The organism is Corynebacterium sp. NPDC060344 (genome assembly GCF_042725215.1).
Taxonomy (GTDB): domain Bacteria; phylum Actinomycetota; class Actinomycetes; order Mycobacteriales; family Mycobacteriaceae; genus Corynebacterium.
This window is the reverse complement of record NZ_JBHXCS010000011.1, coordinates 35634-56383: the sequence shown is the minus strand read 5'-3', so window position 1 is coordinate 56383 and position 20750 is coordinate 35634. Positions and strand designations below refer to the sequence as shown.

The window sequence follows — 20750 nt, the reverse complement described above, 5'->3', positions numbered from 1 at the left end:
GCTCCCGTGGCTGAGAATCTGAAGACCCTCGTCTCCAACCTGTCGAAGCGCGGCCCGCACCGCGTCCTCGTCGGCGATCTCTCCTACGTCGGGTTGCCCGGCGTGGTGTACGCGCCGGCGAAGGGTAAGGGCGTGCCGGGCGTGGCGTTCGGCCATGACTGGCGTGCGCCGGTCGAGGATTATCACGCGACGCTGCGTCATTTGGCGTCGTGGGGCATCGCGGTGGCGGCGCCGAACACGGAGACGGGGCTGGTGGCGGATCATCGCGGGCTGGCCAATGATCTGGAGTCCGCGCTGCAGGTCCTCGCGGGCGTGCGCCTGGGCGAGGGCGAGGTGACGGTGTCCCCGGCGAAGCTGGGTCTGGCCGGTCATGGCATGGGCGCGGGTGCGGCGGTGCTCGCTGCGGCGGGCCGCAACAGCATCAAGTCGGTGTCCTGCATCTTCCCGGCGGACACGTCCCCGTCGGCGGAGGCCGCGGCGACGAACGTCCATTGCCCGGGCCTGGTGCTCGGCCCCGGTGAGAACCAGTGGCTCGATCGCGGCAACCCGAAGCGCCTGGCGGTCAATTGGGCCGGCGACGTCATTTTCCGCGAGGTCGACGACGCCGAGCAGGCCGATTTCTCCGAGACCCCGCTGATCAACCGCCTGATGGGCTTTTCCAAGTCGAGCGTGAAGCAGCAGGAGATCACCCGCGCCGCGCTGACGGGCTACATTTTGGCGACGGTCGGCGACGAGAAGAAGTACTCCGCCTTCGCCGAGCTCGACACCAAGATGAAGGGCATCACCAACCGCAGCCTCGAGTGGTTGCGCGATCAGCTGCCCGAGACCGAGTACCTGCCGCTGCCGGGCCAGCCCCGCGCGTAGTTCCCCTCGTCGCTTTCCTTTCGCTCGCCGCCCGGTTGTCCGGGCGGCGTTCGTCGTTTTCCGGGTTCTTGCTTTGCGACGCCCACCTCCCGCCCCTTCAGCCTCCCTTGTTGAGGATCGACCGAACCGGCCCGGGCGCCGCCACCGCGCGGGCGTCGGTCGAGAGGGATCGCCCACGTTCGCCGCGGGCATTCGGGGCATCGCCGGTGGCGGTGTCCTCCCCCGCCGCCCGTTTCGGGTCGTGGCGACGGTGGAGTTCGTCGACCGCGTTCTTCGCCGCCCGCAGCTGTGCGTCGAACGTCGCCCGGTGTGCGGCGACGGTGTCGTGGTAGCGCTGGACGGCGGCGTCGTAACGGGCCCGCTGCAGCGGATCCATCCCCGCCAGCCGGTCCGCGTCGACGAAGTTGTTCATCAGGACCACCCGCCCGCGGACGGCGCGTGCACTGCGGCAGGCGCAGGTTCAGCGGCCGGAGCAGGCGCCGGAGCAGCCTCCGGGATCGGCTTCGGCGGCGGTTCCGGAGCGGGCGCGGCGCCGGCGGCGTTCATGTGCTCGAGCTTGCCCGCGGGCGGCGGCGGCTCCGGCACAGGTTCGGGAATTGGCTCGGGTTCCGTCTGAGGTTCGGGCTCAGGCTCGGGTTCCGGCTCAGGCGCCGGTTCCGGTGCCGGTTCCGGCTCGGGCGCCGGTTCAGGTTCGGGGCAGTCCACCGGCGCCGGAGCGGGCTCCGGGCATGCGGCGGGCACCGGGGTGCACTCGGCCGCGGCCGGCGGCATGCACAGATCGAGCATGCCTCCCGCGTTGACCGCCGCCGACACCCCACCGACGACGGCACCGGTGACCTGGGCGGCGATGTTGCCGACGATGCCGCCGACCACGCTGCCGGCCGCCTGACCCGCGGCGGCTCCCGTCATGGCCGGTGCGGCGGGTCCAGCGGGAGCAGCCGACCCGGCAGGTGCGGCAGGCTCCGGCGCGACCGCCGCCGGCACCGTCGACGCGGGAGGCCCAACCGGCTCTGTCGTAACCGGCTTTGGCGCAACCGGCTCTGGTGCAACCGGCTTCGGCGCCACGGCACCGGCCGGTTCGCACTCCGCCACGACCTCGGGGCACTCGGGCACGGGCGCGGCGTCGGACTCGGCGACGCACGCCTCCACGTCGGCGATGGCGCAATCGAGCATCTCGCCGACGCACGCATCGCGGGCGGTGATGATCCCATTGACGCAGGCCACCAGCGACCCCGACACCTGCGCGGCGACCTGTGCCGCCGCAGGCCCCGCGCCCGGCAGCGCCGCCGCCGATTCGCACCCGCCGATGACCCCGCCGGCGGCGCCGATCGCACCGGCCATCGACGCATCCGCCGCAGCCGCCACCGTCGCCGCCGCGTCACCGGCGCACCGCATGCCCAGCCCGGCACCCGCCGCCGACGCCCACTGGCCCAGGCAGGCGGCATCCGCGCCGCCGACCGCACCGGCCATCGCCTCGGCCGCCGCACCACCGAGCCCCGCGAAATCCACGGCGCCGTTGCCCGCAGCCTCGGCGCACCCCAGGTTCACGCCATCGGCCACCGCCCCGAACGCCGCCGGGTCGAATCCGTCGACGGCCGCCGCGGCCGCCGTCACCTCCGGAACGGCCACCGGCGCCGACGCCGGCGCACCGAACGGCACCGCCACCGCATCCGCCGCCCCGAGCACCGCCCCGAGCCCCGACGCCCCCGTGCTGATGAATCCCCCGTTCACGCCGTCTCCCCTCCCCCGACGCCCATCCGCCGCACGGCCTCGCGCGACACCGCGTCGGCGTCGCCGAGCGCACCGAACTGCGCCGCGACCCCCGGCGCGTACTGCGCCAGCTCACCGTGCGCCCGCCGCCCGCGCCCGCGCATCGCCTCGACGGCCGCCTCCAGCCGCGCGCCCCGGTCGGCGAACGCCGCCCCCGCCGCGACCGGCGAGAATCCGGGCACCCCGGCCCACCGCCCATCGCCGTCGCCGGCCCGCCCGGACACCTCGGCGGCGACCCGCGCCACCCGGTCCCCCGACATCCGCATGCCGTCCCCGGCTCCCATTTCTCCCACGTGACTTCCCCCTCTTCGGATTTCCCGCGCGCCGCGTCCTCCGCGGCCCGCCCTGACATCCCCTTTAGACGCGCCCCGGCCGCCGTCGGTTCCATCCGATTTCCCCGCCGCCCCGGTCCGGGGGTGGCCGCCCCCGCCGCCGCTGCACAAAGGGCATGAAAAAGCTTGACGACGTCCCACGCGGACATGGGACGTCGTCAAGCAAAAAAGCAGCCGGAACCCCGCCGAGCGGGACCGGAACGGGCAACCTACACCGAGGCGACCACCGCGGCGAGCTCGCCGGCGATGCGGCGCGCGGTCTCGGCGTCGGGGGCCTCGACCATGACGCGGAAAAGCTCCTCCGTGCCCGACGCGCGCAGCAGGACGCGGCCCGTGTCGCCGAGGGTCTGCTCCGCCTTCGCGATGGCCTCCTTCACCGCCGGGGCATCGCCGATGCGCGACTTGTCGGCGACCGGGACGTTGATCAGGGTCTGCGGCAGCACCTTCATCACCGACGCCAGCTCCGACAGCGACTTGCCCGTCTGCGCCATCCGCGCCATCAGGTACAGGCCCGTCAGCGTGCCATCGCCCGTCGTGGCGAAATCCGGGATGACCAGGTGGCCCGACTGCTCGCCGCCCAGCGAGTAGCCGCCCGCGTTGAGGTCCGCCAGGACGTAGCGGTCGCCGACCTTCGTCGTGCGCAGATCGATGCCGTTGTCCTGCATGGCCAGCTTCAGGCCCAGGTTCGACATCACCGTGGCCACCAATGTGTTGTGGTGCAGCAGGCCCTGCTCCTTCATGGCCACCGCCAGCACGGCCATGATCTGGTCGCCGTCGATGATGTTGCCCTCGGAGTCGACCGCCAGGCAGCGATCGGCGTCGCCGTCGTGGGCCAGGCCCAGATCCGCGCCGTGCTCCAGGACCGCCTTCTGCAGCACGTCGATGTGCGTCGAACCGCAGCCGTCGTTGATGTTGTACGAATTGGGCGAATTGTGGATGGCCACCACGTCCGCGCCCGCCGCGGCGTACGCCAGCGGCGCGGCCTCCGACGCGGCGCCGTTGGCGCAGTCGACGACCACGCGGATGCCGTCGATCTTCGCCGGCACGGCCTTGGCTAGGTGGAACAGATAGCGGTCCAGGCCGTCGGTGGCCTCCTCGATGACGCGGCCGATGCCGGTGCCCGTCGGGCCGCCCTCCTCCAGCTGCAGCAGGGCCTGCTCAATCTCCTTCTCCACCGTGTCGTCGAGCTTCGAGCCGCCGGCGGCGAAGAACTTGATGCCGTTGTCCGGCATCGGGTTGTGCGACGCGGAGATCATCACGCCCATGTCGGCGCCGTAATCGTCCGTCAGGTACGCCACCGCCGGCGTCGGCAGCACGCCCACGCGCAGCACGTCGACGCCCTTGGAGGCCATGCCCGCCGCCATCGCCGCGGCGAGCATCTCGCCCGACACGCGCGGGTCGCGGCCGATGATCGCCGTCGGGCGGCGCTTGACCGGGTTCGCGCCCCGGGTCAGGACGGTGGCGGCCGCGGCCCCCAGCTTCATCGCCAAAGGCGCGGTGAGGGTCTTGTTCGCGAGTCCGCGGACACCGTCGGTGCCGAAGAGACGGGCCATGTCAGATGCAACTCCTGATCGTCGGGTGACGGCCTCCGGGTCGCGGGGCCGATTTCCGTATCCCGACATTGTGCCACCCTCCGCGCGCCCCCACACCAGCGACCCGCGGCGTTCGTTGCCGCCCCACCCCCAACCGGTGGACAATGGGGCGTTCCCGGTTCTTCCCCCTCCAGCCTGACGAAAGGGCGCCATGACCGACGCGACCCCCGCCGCCCATCCCGCCGCTCATCCCGCCGACTCCCACGACGTCATCTCCGTCCGCGGCGCCCGCGCGAACAACTTGCGCGGCGTCGACCTCGACCTGGCCAAGCGCCGCCTGACCGTGTTCACGGGCGTGTCCGGTTCGGGCAAGTCGTCGCTGGTCTTCGACACCATCGCCGCGGAGTCGCAGCGCCTGATCAACGAGACGTACCCGTCGTTCGTGCAGGGCTTCATGCCGACGCCGGCGCGCCCGGACGTCGACGTCCTGTCCGGCTTGACGACGGCCATCGTCGTCGACCAGGAGCCCATGGGCTCCAACGCCCGCTCGACGGTGGGCACCGCCACCGACGTCGGCGCGCTGCTGCGCATCCTCTTCTCCCGCCTGGGCGACCCGCAGATCGGCCCGCCCAACGCCTTTTCCTTCAACGTCGCCTCGGCGTCGGGCGCCGGCGCGCTGACCAAGGCGGACGGCACGAAGGAGCGCCGCGAGTTCTCCATCCTCGGCGGCCAATGCCCCGGCTGCGAGGGCCGCGGCACGGTCTCAGACTTCGACCTCACCGCGCTTTTCGACAACTCCAAATCGCTGTCCGAAGGCGCCCTCACCGTGCCCGGTTATTCGATGGACGGCTGGTACGGCCGCATTTTCGCCGGGTCCGGGTACTTCGACATGGACAAGCCGCTCGGCGAGTTCACCGACGCCGAGCTCGATGACCTGCTGTACCGGGAGGCCACGAAGGTCAAGGTCGACGGCATCAACGTCACCTACGAGGGCGTGATCACGAAGATCCGCAAGTCCATGCTGTCCAAGGACGTCGAGTCGATGCAGTCGCACGTCCGGGCATTCGTCGAACGCGCCATCGTCTTCCGCCCCTGCCCCGACTGCGGAGGCACCCGACTCAACGATTCCGCGCGGTCGGTGACCGTCCACGGCAAGAACATCGCGGAGCTGGCCGCCATGCAGATCACCGACCTGGCCGAGTGGGTGCGCGACTTCTCGGCGACCAAGCAGTCCGCGACGATGGCGCCGCTGCTGAAGACGCTGCAGGAGACCCTCGACTCCTTCGCCTCCATTGGCCTCGGCTACCTGTCGCTCGACCGTGCGTCGGGCACCTTGTCCGGCGGCGAAGCCCAGCGCGTGAAGATGATCCGCCACCTCGGCTCGGCGCTCACCGACGTCACCTACGTCTTCGACGAACCGACCGTCGGCCTGCACCCCCACGACATCGCCCGCATGAACGAACTGCTGCAGCAACTGCGGGACAAGGGCAACACCGTCCTCGTCGTCGAGCACAAGCCGGAGACCATCGCCATCGCCGACCACATCGTCGACGTCGGCCCGGGCGCCGGTTCCGCCGGCGGCGAAATCCAGTTCCAGGGCGACGTCGACGGGCTGCGCGCCTCCGGCACCCTCACCGGCCGCCACTTCGACCACCGCGCCGAACTCAAGACCGCCGCCGACGTCCGCCCCGCCACCGGGGCGCTGGAGATCCGCGGCGCCGCCGACCACAACCTCCGCGACGTCGACGTCGACGTCCCCCTCGGCGTGCTCACCGTCGTCACCGGCGTCGCCGGATCCGGCAAGTCTTCCCTGATCCACGGCGCACTCGGGGAGGGAGGCGTCACAAAGCAAGCGGGAAGCGCCGGCGACCTCGACGTCATCTTCGTCGACCAAGCGCCGATCAAGGGCTCGCGGCGCTCCAACGTGGCCACCTACACCGGGCTCGCCGACCCCGTGCGCAAGGCATTCGCCAAGGCCAACGGTGTCAAGCCCGGCCTATTCAGCGCCAACTCCGACGGCGCCTGCCCCACCTGCAAGGGCGCCGGCATGATCTACCCGGAGGTGTCCTTCCGCGGCGGCGCCGCCACCCCCTGCGAAGACTGCGAAGGCCGCGGATTCCAGGACGCCGTGCTCGAGCACAAGCTCGGCGGCCGCGACATCGCGCAGGTCATGGACATGACCGTCGCCGACGCCCTCGAGTTCTTCGGCGACGGCGACGCGCGGCTGCCCGCCGCCGTGAAGATCCTGGCCACCCTCGACGACGTCGGCCTCGGCTACCTCACCCTCTCGCGCACCCTGCCGACGCTGTCCGGCGGCGAACGCCAGCGCCTCAAGCTGGCCACGCACCTGAAGGGGCGCAAGACGGGGAAGGCGGCGAAGACCTCCGGCGAGGTTTTCGTCCTCGACGAGCCGACGACCGGCCTGCATCTCGCCGACGTCGACAACCTGCTCGCGCTCCTCGACCGCCTCGTCGATGGCGGGTCGTCGGTGGTGGTCATCGAGCATCACCAGGCCGTGATGGCCCACGCCGACTGGATCATCGACCTCGGCCCGGGCGCCGGCGTCGAGGGTGGGCGCGTCGTCTTCGAGGGCACTCCGTCCGACCTCGTCGCCGTCTCGAGCGGCAGCGGAAGCAGCGACGGCACCATCACCGGCCGTCACCTCGCGGAGTACGTCGGGGCGTAGGTGGGCGGGCAACGGCCCCGAACTCCCCGGCCAGCGCCTCGCGGGGTACGTCGGGGCAGAGCACTCTCGCCCGCAGCTCCCGAAACGAACGCCCCGGTAGCTCTTCTCTCGCCCCAAAACCCCGGGGCTCAGTCCCCGAGGACCGCTCCTCCGCACAGATAGACGCCGGCTGAACAGAAAGAGTTGGTCAACCACGTCTTTCTGTCCAGCCGGCGTCTTTCTTCACCGGGGCCGGGCCCCACGGAGCCGCGGGCACCGATCGTCCGACCGGATACCTACGTTTCAGCCCCAGACACCTACGTTTCGGCCAGATACTCATGTTCAAACGTGAGTATCTGGCCGAAACGTAGGTGTCTACGAACCCGACGCCGATCACACCACCTCCGCCCTACGCCGACCGCATCACCTCCGCACTACGCGGACGTCAAACGGCTGTTGATCAACCGATTCAACGAGATCCCCTCACGGGCCGCCTCCATGGCCAGCCGCCGATGGACTTCCGACGGCATCCGCACCTGGAGCTTGCCGGAGAACGCCCGCTCCCCGTACGGGGCCGGGATCTCCTCCCCGGTCTCCAACATGTCCGCGATGACCTCTTCCACCAGAGAGGTGATTCCGGCGAGTGCGGCATCCCGGTCGGCATCGAGCCACGACAGCGACCGGAACTCGAGCACGGTGCCGACGAACTCCTGGTCCTCTTCGGACCACGCGACTTGGTAGGTGTATCGCTGGCTGTGCATGGTGCTCCTCCTCAGTTGCTTGTTTCCGTCTCGTCGATGAGCCGATCGATGGCCTTCAGCGCTTGCCGGACCTGATACGGCTTGGCTTCGCCGCCGCGGCCCCGTTGGATGTTGATCCGCGGATCTCCGCGCCAGGGCATCTTATAGACGGCCAGGTGGGAGCCTTTTCCCGGTCGCCGCTCGAAAAAGTGGTCGCACACCGTCCGCAGGTCCTCGAACGAGACGGATCCGGGTTTCCTTTTGATGCGCTTCAATCGCTTGTCGACGTTGACCGGCACTTCCGCCATGCCTCAATAATACCAGTAATGCCACTAGTGCAGAAGGGTGCAGAGACCGGCCACCCCGACCGCCTTGACCGAACGAGCGCCCCGACCGACTCGACCGACCCGACCGACCGAGCGCCCCTACCGTCCCGATCTACCCGACCGTCCCGACCGACCCGAGCGCCTGAGTCCGGGACTCCCCGCCGCACAGATAGACGCCGGCTGGACAGAAAGAGTTGGTCAACCACGTCTTTCTGTCCAGCCGGCGTCTTTCTTCACCGAGGCCGGGCCCCACGGAGCCGCGGGCGCCGCTCGTCCGGCCAAAAACCTACGTTTCAGCCACAGACACCTACGTTTCGGCCAGATACTCATGTTCAAACGTGAGTATCTGGCCGATACGTAGGTATCTCTGCGGAGTGGGAGAGATCGCGGCAATCGAAGGCCCCATCCCGCCCATCCGGCGCAGCACCGTCCACATGAAACGCCCCTGCCCACCTCACCTCTGACGGACCCCGCCCCGAACGCCACAACGCCCCACCCCGGGAAATCCCGGGATGGGGCGTTGCGGTGAAGCGTTCGAGCCGACCACCGGCACCGTACGGCACCGGGGCGACTCGCCTCGTTGCGCACCACCGGCCCGCGTGAGCGAACCGGCGGCGGCGACGGAAGCTGGAGCGCGGCTCCGGAGCTTCGGTTTAGCGCTTCGAGTACTGCGGCGCGCGGCGGGCCTTGTGCAGACCGGCCTTCTTGCGCTCGACGGCGCGGGCGTCGCGGGTGAGGAAGCCGGCCTTCTTCAGCTGGCCGCGCTCCTCCGGGTTGTACTCGTTGAGGGCGCGGGCGATGGCCAGGCGCAGGGCGCCGGCCTGGCCGGACGGGCCGCCACCGTGGATGTTGGCGGCGATGTCGAACTGGTTCTCGCGCTCGAGCAGGACCAGCGGGTCCTTGATCTCCTGCTGGTGCAGCTTGTTCGGGAAGTAATCCTCGATGTCGCGGCCGTTGCAGGTGATCTTGCCGGAGCCGGCGGTGACGTTGACGCGCGCGATGGCGCGCTTGCGGCGGCCGACGGTCTGGATCGGGCGATCCAGGACGGCGGGCTCGGCGACGGCGGCGGTCTCGTCGCCCTCGACCTCGGCGGTCTCATCGACGAGCGCGTCGCCGATGGTGGAGGTGAAGTCCTCGGTGGCGGCCTCGGCCGCGGCCTGGACGTCGTCGTAGGTGGCCTCGGTGTTGTCGACCTGGGCCTCGTTGGTGTCCTGGGGGTTGGTCACTGCGCCACCGCCTTGATCTCGTAGTTCTCGGGCTTCTGGCCGGCGTACGGGTGCTCGGCACCGGCGTAGACGTGAAGCTTCTTGATGGACTGACGCGACAGCTTGTTGTGCGGCATCATGCCCTCGATGGCCTCGGCGATGACGCGCTCGGGGTGCAGCTCGAGGGAGCGGCCGAGGGTCATCGACTTCAGGCCACCGGGGTAGCCGGAGTGGCGGTAGCGCATCTCGCGGTCCCGCTTGTTCGAGGAGATGTGGATCTTGTCGGCGTTGATCACGATGACGTGGTCGCCGCAGTCGACGTTGGGGGCGAAGTAGGCCTTGCCCTTGCCGCGCAGCAGGTCGGCGGCGTGGGTGGCGAGGCGACCGAGCACGACGTCAGTGGCGTCGATGACGTACCACTTGCGCTCGATGTCACCGTCCTTGGGGTGGAAAGTAGACAACATGACTCCTTTACGGGTCCGTGTGATTCTGCCGGCCGGTGTGCGCCGCGTGCCCTGCCCCCGGCGGCCGGTGGAGACCCGGGGAGGTTGTCGCTCCCGCTTGTCGCTTTACGACGGCTTGTCTGTTCGCATGCGCCGTAGTGCGTGCGGGAGTCTGGTGCACACAGGCGGTCCACTTTACCGGTGGCGGCGCCGGAGACCAAAACGCGTGGGCGCATGCGGAACGGCCGATGCCGGGGTCCCGGTGGGGGACGGTGGCATCGGCCGTCGTAAAGCGGAGTCGTGCTGCGTCGCCGATCAGCCCCAGCTGGCGGCGGCGCGGCGGTTGATGTCGGACATGCGGTCGTTGCCCTCCTCGACGGTGCGGGCGATGGTCTCCAGGATCTGGTTGAGCTCGCCGGCGGACTCGTCCCACTTGCGCTGGGCGTCCTCGTAGGCGACGGCGGAATCGCCCTCCCACGTGGACGTCATCGGCGCGATGCGGGCCTTGAGGTCGCCGAGCAGCGTCTGGATGTGCCCGGAGGTGGTGCGGATGTCGGCGGCGCCCGCGGCGATGGAGCCGAACTGGTAGCGGATGGTGTCGGTCATGTGGTCCCCCTCGTGAATTGGTGGCCGGAGCCCGATCGGGCGCCGGGTCGTGCCGGGTGTTACAGGTTCAGCAGCCCGCCGCCGGCGGCGCCGACGCGGTTGAAGTCGGCCGCGCCGGACTCCTCGCCGGCATCGAAGCTGCCGGCGTTGGCGCGGATGTTCTCCGCGATCTCGGTGAGCGCGCCCGACAGCTTCGCCGCCGCCTCGTCCCACCGCAGCATGACGTCGTCGAACGCCATCTTGGCCTGGCCCTTCCACTCCCCGGCCATGCCGTCGACGACGCCGCGCAGCCGCGCCAGCTCGCCGGAGACTTCCTGGTTGACCCCGTCGACGTCGCCCGCCGTCGTGGTCATCGTGCTTGATTCGGTGGTGAAGATCCCGCCGGTCATGTGATTCCCCCTCGTGTGTGGTTCTCGGTGTGCAGCTTGATGTGCATCTCGATGTGCAATTCGGAGTGCATCTGGTTGTGGCCCGCGGCATCAGCCGCCGGCCGTGGTTCCGGTGCGGCGGTCCCCGCACCGGTTCCGGAAGCCGGGATCCCTTCCCCGGCCGCCACATCAATGGACGCGCCCCGGGCCCGATCGGTTCCATCTTTTTTCCGGACATCCCCTCGCACACCCCCATGCGCACCCCCGTCACGGCGTGCCCGTCATTGCGGCGCCGCCACGCCCGCGGTGCGCAGCGCCTGGCCGCATACGGGTCTCACCTGCGGGATCGTGGCTCCGCGGAACTGGCAGCCGACCGACACCTGCCACCCGTCGATGAGGCGGTGCTGCCACAGAACGACGGATCCGTCGTCGGGGCGCTCCTCGTGCACGACGACGTCGAGCCCCTCGATCGTCTCCCGCCGCACCCGATCCATGGTGGGATCGCCCGCCGCATGCGCGGTGAGGCCGGCGACGATGCCCTCGGCGTCCATGCCCCACGCCACCTCGCCGGCGGACACGAGGATGCGCATCGGCCCGCCGTCTACGAGCACCAAGCCATCGGCGGCGGCGCGATCGTCGATGCGCCAACCATCCGGCAGCTCCACCCGGACGCCCTTGCCGGCCAGCTCCGCGCTCTTCGGTTCGGTCCGGGTGTCGGGGCCTCCATGCGCTCCGGCATCGGCATCTGCGCCCGGATCTGCGCCAGCCTCAGAGTGAGTACCGGCATGGGGACCGTCTCCTGGACCTGACCCGGCCGCATCACCCGGATCCGGCTCGCCGCCATTGGGGCCACCACTCCCGTCGCCCGCGGCGGCGGCGAGGACGGCGTCGTCGCGCCACGCCGTCCCCACGGGTCCATCGACGATGAGCGCGATCGCCGTCACCGCGAGGACGCACGCCACCACCGCGCCCGCCACCGACGCCATCACCTGCGCCGGATGGGACGGGCGGCGACGAGTGTTCTCCCTGGCCCGGGCCCGACGCCGCAATGCGGCCACATCCAATCCCCCGTCGGCCAAGCCCCAGGCGGCCAATCCCCCATCTGCGCCCGCTTCCTGCGGAGCATCGTCGGCCACCGCCCGACCGGACCCCGGCCGCTCGGACCCCGCCCCACCGGCCACCGGCCGCCCGGACGCAGACTGCCGGGACACCACGTCGCGGTCGGCTCCGGGGCGAAGGGGGTGGGCGGAGGCGTCGTCACGCGATGCGGTGCCCACCAGCTCCATCGGGACCGGGAAGGCGAGCCAGCCGCGGCGGCGCATGTCGGCGACGAGGTGATCGGAGCCGGACGCGACGATGAACTCGACGTCGGAGGTGTCCAGAACCTCGTCGACGACGTCGGCGCCGGCCAGCAACTCGGCGGCGACCTCGCGGATGATCTCCAGTGCGTCGCCGCCGCGGAAGGACAACCGCGAATCGGCGAGCCCGGCATCGAAGACGAGGCGAGACACGCAGATCCGGCCGGCCTCGACCTCCACGAGGATGCTGTGGGCGACCGACGGGCGCTCCAGGCCCATCAGCTCCGTGGCCAAGTCGCCGATGCGGGGGTCGAAACCCCGGCGCACCAGCTCCTGCGCGAACAGCTCGCGACGCCGGCCACCCCAATTCGACGGGGTGATGACGACGTCCGGCGCCGCCCCGGCACCATCGATGAGCGCCGCATCCCCCTCCGGCGCGCAGGCCGCGGGACCCCACGCGTGGAGGACCGTCGGCGTCGATCGCGCGTCAGCCTTCGCCATCGCCGCTCACCTCCGATGCATTGGCCGGGCCCGGTTCCGGCGGCAGCGCCACCTGCACCACCCGCGGCGGCCGGCCGTGCGCGACCCACGTGCCGCGGCCGGGCGGGCGCTGGCGCAGGGCCACGCCCAGCAGCGGGCCGTCGTCGCGCGAGCCGTCGAGCACCAGGCCCGTCGCGCCCTGGTCCTTCGCCGCCCCGAGCACCGGGTCGTGCAGCGATCGGGTCGCCGCACCCGTGCGCCGGGCCAGCACCACGTGCAGGCCGATGTCGGCGGCGTGCGGGATGAACTCGCCCAACGGCGTCAGCGGCGACCCGCGCGTGCCGGAGACGAGGTCGTAATCGTCTACGACGACCGCGATGTCGGGCCCGGTCCACCAATCCCGCGCGCGCAGCTGCTCCGGGGTGACGTCGGGGCCCGGCAGGCGGCCGCGCAGGGCCGCGGCCAGTTCGGCGACCAGCGGCTCGGCCACCGCCGGCGAGCCCGCGTACCCGGCCAGCCGCTCCGGCGGCACCGCATCGAGCAGGCCGCGCCGGTAGTCGACGACGAGGAATTTCAGCGTCGGCCGGGTCCGCAGCAGCCCGGTGATCACCGTCCGCAGCGCCGTCGTCCGCCCCGACCCGGCCGAGCCGAAGATGAGCAGGTGGCGGTCGCGGGCGGCGTCGAAGTGCACCGGCGCCAGCGCGTCCTCGTCAAGCCCCACGGCCACGGCCCCGGCGGCCACCGCGGCCTCCACCTCGGGCCATCCGACCCGCGCGGGAAGCATCTTCAGCGGCGGCACGGGCGCATCGCCGCGGGCCCGGCACGCCGCCGCAACCTCGGCGACATCGGCGGGCCCGGCATGGGCGACGAGCACGCCGCACCCGTCGGGCGACAGCCCCCGGCCCGGCGCGTCGGGCACGAGCTTGGCGGCCTTGCGGTCGACGACGGAGTCGATGGCCTCGGCCTGCCGCAGCTCGATGCGCGTGCCCAGCAGGTCGCGCACGGCCGGGCGCAGCTCGGTCCACCTGTGCGCGGTCAGCGCCACGTGCACGCCGACGGCCAGCCCGTCCGACAGGATCGCCTGCACGCGGTCGCCCAGCGCCTGGTGCTCCTGCCGCAGCGCCGGCCACCCGTCGACGACGAGCAGCACGTCCGGTTCCCCACCGGCCCGCGCCTCGGCGATGGTGTGCCACCCGCGGGCGCGGTGCCGCTCCTCCCGCGCCGCGACCTCGCCCGACACCGCCGAGATCACCCGGTTGAGCTTGTCGACGTCCCCCCGATGCGCCACCGACGCCACCTGCGGCAGCCCCGCCAGATCCGCCAGACCGCCGGCCCCGTAGTCGATGACGTGGACGTGCAGCTGCTCCGGCGGCGTGGTCAGCGCCATCGACGCGACGAGCGTGCGCACCGCCGTCGACTTGCCCGACCTCGGTGCCCCGACGATCGCGGCGTGCCCGCCGGTGCCCGACAGGTCGACGACGAACGGGTCCTGCCGCTGCTCCAGCGGCCGGTCGACGAGCCCCACCGACGCCGTCAGCGCGGGCAGCGACGAGTCGGCCGCATCGGCCAGCGCGGTCCGCGCGGGCAGCGGCGGCAGCCACACCCGGTGCGCGGCATGCGGGTGCCCGGCCATCGCGCCGACGGTCGCCTCCAAGATGCTTTGCGACGGCCCCCGGTTCACCGGCGCCTCCACGGCGTCGTCACGCGAATCGGCGTCGGCACCGCCCGGCCCGCAGGCCGCCGCGAACCGCGACACCCGCAGGCCGTGGGCCGCCCCCGGCCCCCGCGCACCGGGCGCGGCATCGGCGGGCACCGGCCCGGAGACGTACGCGGAGTGGAAGCGCACGGGCGCGCCGGAATCGGTCTTGAGGAAACCCGCGCCGGGAGTGGCCGGCAGGTGGTGGGCGTCGGGGACGCCGAGGACGCTGCGGGACTCGGCGGCGGAGAAGGTCTTCAGGCCGATGCGGTAGGACAGGTGGCTGTCGAGGCCGCGCAACCGCCCCTCCTCCAGGCGCTGGCTGGCCAGCAGCAGATGCATGTGCAGCGAGCGGCCCAGGCGGCCGACGGCGACGAAGAGCTCGGCGAACTCCGGGCGGTGGCCGAGCAGCTCCGAGAACTCGTCGACGACGATGACCAGCGCGGGCAGGGGCGCCAAGTCGGTGCGCCCGGCGCGGCGGGCGGCCTCGTACTCCGCGACACCCGGGAAGTTGCCCGCCGCGCGCAGCAGCTCCTGGCGGCGGGTCTTCTCGCCGCGGATGGCGTCCTGCATGCGGTCGACCAGGAACAGCTCGTCGGCGAGGTTGGTGATCACCGCCGACACATGCGGCAGGCTCTCCAGGCCCAGGAATGTCGCGCCGCCCTTGAAGTCCACGAGGACCAGGTTGAGCTGGTCGGGACCGTGCGTGGCGGCCAGCGCGAGGACCGCCGATTTGAGGAACTCCGACTTGCCCGAGCCCGTCGCGCCGATGCACAGCCCATGCGGGCCGACGCCGCCCTCGGCCGACTCCTTGAGGTCCAGGTGCAGCACCGAACCATCGGCGTCGACGCCGACGGGCACGCGCAACCGTTCGGCCCCGAGGCGCTGCCGGAACCGCAGCTGCTCCGGAGGCGGCGCCAGGTCGAGCTCGGCGAGCACGGGGTCGCGGCGAGGGCCCTCCTCCCCCGCCGAGCGCGGCGGGGCGTGGCGCGCCAGACGCCGGGCCAGCGACTCCGCGGCGCCGGCGCCGAGCCCGTCGGCAGCGGCGATGTCCTCGTCGCCGGCGGCCGTGGTGGCCAGCACCCGTCCGGCGGCGACGGTGAGCGCCAACCCGGACGACACAGCTGCCGCGGACGTCGCACCAGCACCGTCACCATCGGGGACGGGCACCGCGATCACCGAGACGGTGGCGCCGTCCTCCGGGCGGGCGGCGAGCAGCACGTCGAGGTGCGCCGGATCCCGGTCGAGATCGCGGCCATCGGCGACGATGACGGTGAGCGGGGCGTCGACGCCGTCGAGGAGCCCGGCCAGTTCCGGCGCCGACGACGCGCGCAACCGCACCGGGCCCGAGGCATCCGCCCGACGCGGGTGCGCGTTGTGCGGCAGCCACTTCACCCACTCCCACTCCGGACCGACCCCGGCCACCGCGATGGCCAAATCCCCGGGATGGTGCGCCACCGCGAGCTGGGCGATCATGGCGCGGGCCAGCGACAACGCGTCGCCGCACTCGCCGCGCACCGCCACCAGCGGAAACGCACCGACGTCGACGGCGACGGGCAGATCCGGCACCGACCGCGCCGACCGCACCACGTGGCGCAGCGCCACCGCGGAGACCGGGTCGAGCTTCTCCGGGGCGGCCACCGCCGGCGGCGTCACCGGCGTCGCCGGACCATGCGGGCCGGTGCCGATGCGCACCGCGCCGAAATCATCGTCGTCCGGCGACCTCTCCCACATCCGCCACGTCCCCGCCAGCGTCCACGCATCCGACGGATCGGGGTGGACGTGGACGACGCTGGCCCGCTGCATCCCCACGGCATCGGCCACCGCCCGGCGCACGCTGGCCAGATGCCGCTGGTAGTCGCGCCGGGCGGGGCCGACGTCGGCCGACCCGGACGCGCCGCCGGCCATCATCCCCAACGTGGAGACCACCATGAGCAGCGGGAACATGAACGTGATCGGATTGCGCGCCGACCCCGACACCACCATCACCGCGACCATGCCCACCACCGCCACGAGCATCACCACCGGCAGCAGCGCCCGCATCAGCGGCACCTGCTTCGGCTCCGGCGCCTCCGGCGGCGCGTCGGGCCGGATGTCCCCCGGCCGCGGCGCCGGGCCGGGGATCCGCGGGCCGCGCCCGCCGTCCCACGCTGGCACCGGCTGTTCCGCAATGGCCCCCGGCGCCCCCGATGCGGTGGCCGTGGTGGCGGCACCGGTGGCCGTCGTCAAGCGCGAACGCGCATCCCCCATCGTCAAAGCCCTCCCCCGAGTGACCCCAGCCGCCTTCGGCTGGACGCGACGCAGAGCATAAGCCACCCTGATGGGACGCGCCCGGCCAACGGGGGAACGGGCGCACCGACACGCGGGGGCGGGGCCCGCGCGGGGATGGGGAGAAAACATGTCGCACACTGCGACGACGCGCGCCAACATGCTGCGGATCCGCGCCGACCTGCTGGCCGGCGACGGTGCCGGGACGCGCCGGGCGGACCTGCTCGTGCCGGCGCATGCGCCGGTGGCGGCGGTGCTGCCGGAGATGATCGACGTCATCGGGGCCGGGGACGCGCCGGGCGCGTCGTGGCGGGTGAGGCTTCCCGACGGCACCGTCGCCGACCCCGAAATCGGCCTGGCCGATGCGGGGGTGTGCGACGGCGATCGGATCGTCATCGCCGACGATCCCGGGCCGGCGCCGCCGCCGATGGTCGTCGACGTCGCCGACGTGCTCGCAGACGATGCGCCCGGGGTGGGCGTCGCCGACGCGGCGGTGGGGCTGGTCGTCGCGGCGGCGGCCACCGCCGTCGCGGTGGCCGGGGTGCTGGCGATGTCGCCGCATGACGCGGTGCTCGCCGCGGGCGTGGCCGGGCTGCTGGCGTTGGCCGCCGGCGGTGGGCTGCGCATCGCCCTGCGCCGGGGCGGGAGCGCGGCGGCCGCGTTGCTGCTGGCCTGCCAGGTGCTGGTCCTGGCCGCCGTGGCGGGGGCCGCGCTGACCGGCATCCCGGCAGGCGGGGCCGGGGCGGACTGGCGGTTTGCGGCCGGGCTGATCCCCGGCGGGCTCGTCGCGTCGCTGGCGTTGCTGGTGCTGCGCCCGGCCCGGCGCGACGTCGCCGCGGCGCTGACGGTGGCGGGGTCGGCGGGCGCGGCGGCGGCCATCGGCGCGGCGGGGTTCGCGGCGGGCCTGGCCTGGTTCGATGCGCTGGTCCCGGCGGCCGCGCTGGCCATCGCCGTCGCGGTCATCGGGTTGGCCGCCGCACCCGGCATCGGCGTCGCGGTGGCGGGCGTGCGGGTGCCGCGCATCCCGGCGGCCGGCGAGCCGTTCCCGGATGACCCCGACCCTGACGATCCCGTCGACGTCATCGCCTCGCGCGCCGGCCGCCTGCTCGACGGCATGGTCGCCGGCGCCGCGATGGTCCTCGTCGCCGCGGCCGCCCCGATCGTGGCGGGCTCGCCCGGCGGCTGGGCGATCGGCCTGCTGGCGGCGGTGACGGTCCTGTGCCTGATCCAGTCGCGCAGCCACGCCCGCCTCATCCCCTCGGCCGCGCTGGCCTGCGCCGGAGCGCTGCTGCTGGTCGGCCTGGCCCTGTCGCAGTGGGACGCGGGCCGGTGGGCGATCGCGCTACTGATCCTCGCCCCGCTGCTGGCGGCGACGGCCATCACGGCGGTGCCGGCCACGCGCATCACCCCGACGATGCGCCGCATACTCGAGCTCGTCGAGGCCGTCGCCATCGCCGTGTCCCTGCCCCTGGCCGCGGTGGTGGCGGGCATCCCGGACCTCGCCGCGGGGCTGATCCGGTGAGGCCGGCGATGCGCGCCGCCGCCTGGTCGGCGGCACTGTGCTGCTTTGCGACGGCCACCCTCTTCCCCTCCGCCCCCTTTCCTTCCACGGTCTCCACCCACACCGCCCTCGCCCAAACCCGCTGCACCACCACGGCGGCATCGTCGCCGGCGATCCTGGCCCGGCCGACCGTCGCCGAGCGGGCCCTGCGCTTCCGCGATGCATGGGCGCTGGCCGACGGCGCCGGGGTGACCATCGCGATCATCGACACCGGGGTGGCCGACCATCCTCGGCTCGGCGGGGTGCTCGACGGCGGCGACGTCACCGGCGGGGCCGGGGCGTTCCACGACTGCGATGCCCACGGCACCTTCGTCGCGGGATTGGCCGCCGGTCGCCCTGGCAACGACACGGTCGCGGGCGTCGCACCGGGGGCGACGCTGCTGAGCATCCGCCACACCACCGGCGAAGAGGGGACGCTGGGGTCGCTGGCCACCGCCATCGATGCGGCGGTGGAGCGCGGCGCGCGGGTCATCAACGTGTCGCTGACCTCGTGCGCGCCGCCCGGCGTCGTCCCGCCCGGTGCCCCGGAGGTCACCGCCGCCGTGCTGCGCGCCGAAGAGTCCGGTGCGGTGATCGTCGCCGCCGCGGGCAACACCGGCGGCGATTGCCCCGAGGGGGCCGTGGCGTGGCCGGCGATCCTCGACGAGGTCATCGCCGTCACCGCCGCAGAATCCGTCGCCGTCGAGGCCGCTCCAGCCGACGCAGCCCCCGCAGAGGCCGTCCCCGCCGGGTACGCCGTGGCCGCCGACTGGGTCGACGTCGCCGCCCCGGGCGGACCGGTCGTGGGCCCCGCACCCGATGGCGAGACCATGGCCGATCTCCAGATCACGGGGTCGCGCACGGCCCCGATCGTCGGCACGAGCTTCGCCGCCCCGCTGGTTTCCGGAACGGCGGCGCTGCTGCTGTCGCGCCACCCGGAATTGTCGCCGGTTCAGGTCCGGGGCATCATCACCGCGACGTCGTCGCCGGTGTCCTCTGCGCCGGGCATCGGCGTCGGCATGGTCGACCCCGTCGCGGCGGTGACGTGGGCGGGCGGCCCCGACGGCGGCACCGATGCCGCCGCAGCACCTCCCCCTCCGGCCGAACCGGTCGATCCGGCGCCCGGCCTGCGGGTGCGGGCGCTGGCCCTGGTCGTTGCGGCGGTGGTCACCGCCGCAATCCTATGGTCAGCGGGCACCGCTCACACGGCCGCCAACGCCGCCGCTCGCGTCAGCTCCGGCCCCTCGCGCAGGGACGACAGCACCCGCCACGGCACCGGCACCGCCGAGGGATAGCCGAGCGCGGCCAGCGTGCGCCGATCCTCGACCTGGTGCCGCGTGCCCTCCGGTGTGACCAGGTGCACGCCGGCGCCGGTGTCCACGGCGACGGTGCCCGGCGCGCCGCCGGCGAACCCGTCCATGGCCGGGCCCGCGCCGTCCGCCTGCGGGTAGGGCACGACCCCGGAGGGTTGCTTCCCGACGGTCACCACCGTCGCCCTCTCATCCGCGTCCACGCACAACCAGCCGTCGGCAGGTGCCCACCCCGTGATGTCCGCGGGCAGCGAGCTGGCATCGGGGGCGGCGGCGACGGGCACGGCGGCCAAGTCCGGTTCGGTGGCGACCGCCGTGCCGAAGCGGGCGGCGAAAACCTCGGCGACCACCGGCGGCACATCCACGGCGCCGTCGGCCAGCACCACCACGCGCCGCTCGGCGACCTCGACGACCCGGCCGACCCTGTCGAACGGCGCCGGCCACGGCGCCGGTTCACCGGCACCGGGCAGCTCCGGGACGGCGACGGGAGCGATCTCCGGCAGCGCCCCGAGGAGTGCCGGCCCGGCCGGCCGCACCGGCGCCGCCGCCAGCCCGAGCGCCCGCGCCACCGTGGGGTCCGAGGCATCGATGAGCGCCCGCCGGCCGCCATGGACCAGCCACAGTCGGTCGCCGTCGTGCAGCAGCGCCGCCACGCCATCGTCGGCGGGCAGCGCGCCGGTGCGCGCCACCGTCTCCCGGACGGCGATCGGCTCGTGCAGCGCGGGTTCGGCGTTCTCGCACACGCCCACCGCCGCCGGGGCTCCCGGCGGCTCGGCCGCGGCGATCGCGGGTGCGCCGGGGATGCCCACGGGATGGCCGGCCACGACGTCGTCAAGCGCACCCGGGCCCACCCGCACCGGCTCCACCGGCTGGCCCAGGACCAGCCGGGCCGAGGCGAGATTGGCCACCGGGTGAATGCGGTCGTCGATGCGCACGTGCAGCGCGCCGGTGTCGCGCACCAGGACGAGGTCGCCGTCGGCGGCACCGTCGCGCGGGCGGATCAGCCCCATGATCACCGTCCCGGCCAGCACCAGGACCAGCAGCGCCGCCCCCGCGGCCACCGCCCGGCCGCGCGTGCGCAGCGGATCGTGGAGCATCCGGGCATCGGCGCGCACCAGCGCGTGCTCCACGCGTCGGACCAGGAATCGGTGCCCGCTGATCTGCGCGGGCGTGGTTGGAGTGCGAGGCATGAGACGTCCCCCCGAATCGTCGGCACCCAATGTCTTCGCCGGGCAGCCTAGGCCAGCCGCGGTTACGCTGCCCGTCGACGGCCGCCGTTGGGGCGGCGCGCGGGGATGCCGGGGGTG

General features: G+C 73.0%; 17 protein-coding genes. 4 read left to right on the top strand and 13 right to left on the bottom strand.

Features of this window, described 5'->3' with window-relative positions; translation table 11 throughout:
• Positions 1-6: 6 nt before the first annotated feature.
• On the top strand, positions 7-864 hold the full coding sequence (locus tag ACFWGD_RS11695) for an alpha/beta hydrolase (protein ID WP_377778865.1): 858 nt from the start codon (positions 7-9) through the stop codon (positions 862-864).
• A 97-nt stretch (positions 865-961) separates the two neighbouring features.
• Here ACFWGD_RS11695 and ACFWGD_RS11690 read toward each other — a convergent pair whose 3' ends face one another.
• The 4 genes from ACFWGD_RS11690 to glmM all read right to left on the bottom strand — a co-directional run bounded on the left by ACFWGD_RS11690 (position 962) and on the right by glmM (position 4519).
• Positions 962-1276, bottom strand: a complete 315-nt coding sequence (locus ACFWGD_RS11690) for a hypothetical protein (protein ID WP_377778864.1) — start codon at positions 1274-1276, stop codon at positions 962-964.
• Complete coding sequence (locus ACFWGD_RS11685; RefSeq protein WP_377778863.1) at positions 1276-2595, bottom strand: hypothetical protein; 1320 nt, start codon at positions 2593-2595, stop codon at positions 1276-1278. The genes ACFWGD_RS11690 and ACFWGD_RS11685 overlap by 1 nt, the downstream gene beginning before the upstream one ends.
• On the bottom strand, positions 2592-2918 hold the full coding sequence (locus ACFWGD_RS11680; RefSeq protein WP_377778862.1) for a hypothetical protein: 327 nt from the start codon (positions 2916-2918) through the stop codon (positions 2592-2594). The genes ACFWGD_RS11685 and ACFWGD_RS11680 overlap by 4 nt, the downstream gene beginning before the upstream one ends.
• A 257-nt stretch (positions 2919-3175) precedes the next feature.
• Positions 3176-4519 carry a phosphoglucosamine mutase gene (gene glmM, locus ACFWGD_RS11675; protein ID WP_377778861.1) on the bottom strand — a complete coding sequence of 448 codons (1344 nt, stop codon included), beginning with the start codon at positions 4517-4519 and terminating at the stop codon, positions 3176-3178.
• Between the two features lie 190 nt (positions 4520-4709).
• Between glmM and ACFWGD_RS11670 the strand changes: the two genes are divergently transcribed.
• Positions 4710-7184, top strand: coding sequence for an excinuclease ABC subunit UvrA (locus tag ACFWGD_RS11670; protein WP_377778860.1), 2475 nt, complete (start codon positions 4710-4712; stop codon positions 7182-7184).
• A 413-nt stretch (positions 7185-7597) separates the two neighbouring features.
• Here the strand turns inward: ACFWGD_RS11670 and ACFWGD_RS11665 are convergent, their stop codons facing one another.
• The 8 genes from ACFWGD_RS11665 to eccCa form a co-directional block, all read right to left on the bottom strand.
• Positions 7598-7924: a type II toxin-antitoxin system HicB family antitoxin gene (locus ACFWGD_RS11665; protein WP_377778859.1), complete on the bottom strand. Its 327-nt coding sequence runs from the start codon at positions 7922-7924 to the stop codon at positions 7598-7600.
• 11 nt (positions 7925-7935) lie between these two features.
• Positions 7936-8211 carry a toxin HicA gene (locus tag ACFWGD_RS11660; RefSeq protein WP_377778858.1) on the bottom strand — a complete coding sequence of 92 codons (276 nt, stop codon included), beginning with the start codon at positions 8209-8211 and terminating at the stop codon, positions 7936-7938.
• 671 nt (positions 8212-8882) lie between these two features.
• Positions 8883-9455, bottom strand: coding sequence for a 30S ribosomal protein S9 (gene rpsI, locus ACFWGD_RS11655; RefSeq protein WP_377778857.1), 573 nt, complete (start codon positions 9453-9455; stop codon positions 8883-8885).
• Positions 9452-9895 (bottom strand): 50S ribosomal protein L13, encoded by a 444-nt coding sequence (gene rplM / locus ACFWGD_RS11650; RefSeq protein WP_377778878.1) that lies wholly within the window; start codon positions 9893-9895, stop codon positions 9452-9454. Before rplM ends, rpsI begins: the two co-directional genes overlap by 4 nt.
• A gap of 297 nt (positions 9896-10192) precedes the next feature.
• On the bottom strand, positions 10193-10483 hold the full coding sequence (locus ACFWGD_RS11645; protein ID WP_377778856.1) for a WXG100 family type VII secretion target: 291 nt from the start codon (positions 10481-10483) through the stop codon (positions 10193-10195).
• A 59-nt stretch (positions 10484-10542) separates the two neighbouring features.
• Positions 10543-10872, bottom strand: coding sequence for a WXG100 family type VII secretion target (locus ACFWGD_RS11640; RefSeq protein WP_377778855.1), 330 nt, complete (start codon positions 10870-10872; stop codon positions 10543-10545).
• Positions 10873-11132: 260 nt separating this feature from the next.
• Entirely contained in the window at positions 11133-12650 is a 1518-nt protein-coding gene (locus ACFWGD_RS11635) for a type VII secretion-associated protein (protein WP_377778854.1), read from the bottom strand.
• Positions 12637-16554 (bottom strand): type VII secretion protein EccCa, encoded by a 3918-nt coding sequence (gene eccCa / locus ACFWGD_RS11630; RefSeq protein WP_377778853.1) that lies wholly within the window; start codon positions 16552-16554, stop codon positions 12637-12639. The genes ACFWGD_RS11635 and eccCa overlap by 14 nt, the downstream gene beginning before the upstream one ends.
• A gap of 169 nt (positions 16555-16723) precedes the next feature.
• Here eccCa and eccD point away from each other — a divergent pair, with 169 nt between their 5' ends.
• Both eccD and ACFWGD_RS11620 read left to right on the top strand, forming a co-directional pair.
• The gene (gene eccD, locus ACFWGD_RS11625) at positions 16724-18115 is read left to right on the top strand and encodes a type VII secretion integral membrane protein EccD (protein WP_377778852.1); all 1392 of its coding nucleotides are present in this window, start codon (positions 16724-16726) and stop codon (positions 18113-18115) included.
• Between the two features lie 8 nt (positions 18116-18123).
• The gene (locus ACFWGD_RS11620; protein WP_377778851.1) at positions 18124-19428 is read left to right on the top strand and encodes a S8 family serine peptidase; all 1305 of its coding nucleotides are present in this window, start codon (positions 18124-18126) and stop codon (positions 19426-19428) included.
• On the opposite strand, the gene eccB is transcribed toward ACFWGD_RS11620, so the two are convergent.
• Positions 19335-20633 (bottom strand): type VII secretion protein EccB, encoded by a 1299-nt coding sequence (gene eccB, locus ACFWGD_RS11615; RefSeq protein ID WP_377778850.1) that lies wholly within the window; start codon positions 20631-20633, stop codon positions 19335-19337. The genes ACFWGD_RS11620 and eccB overlap by 94 nt on opposite strands.
• Between the last annotated feature and the right edge of the window lie 117 nt (positions 20634-20750).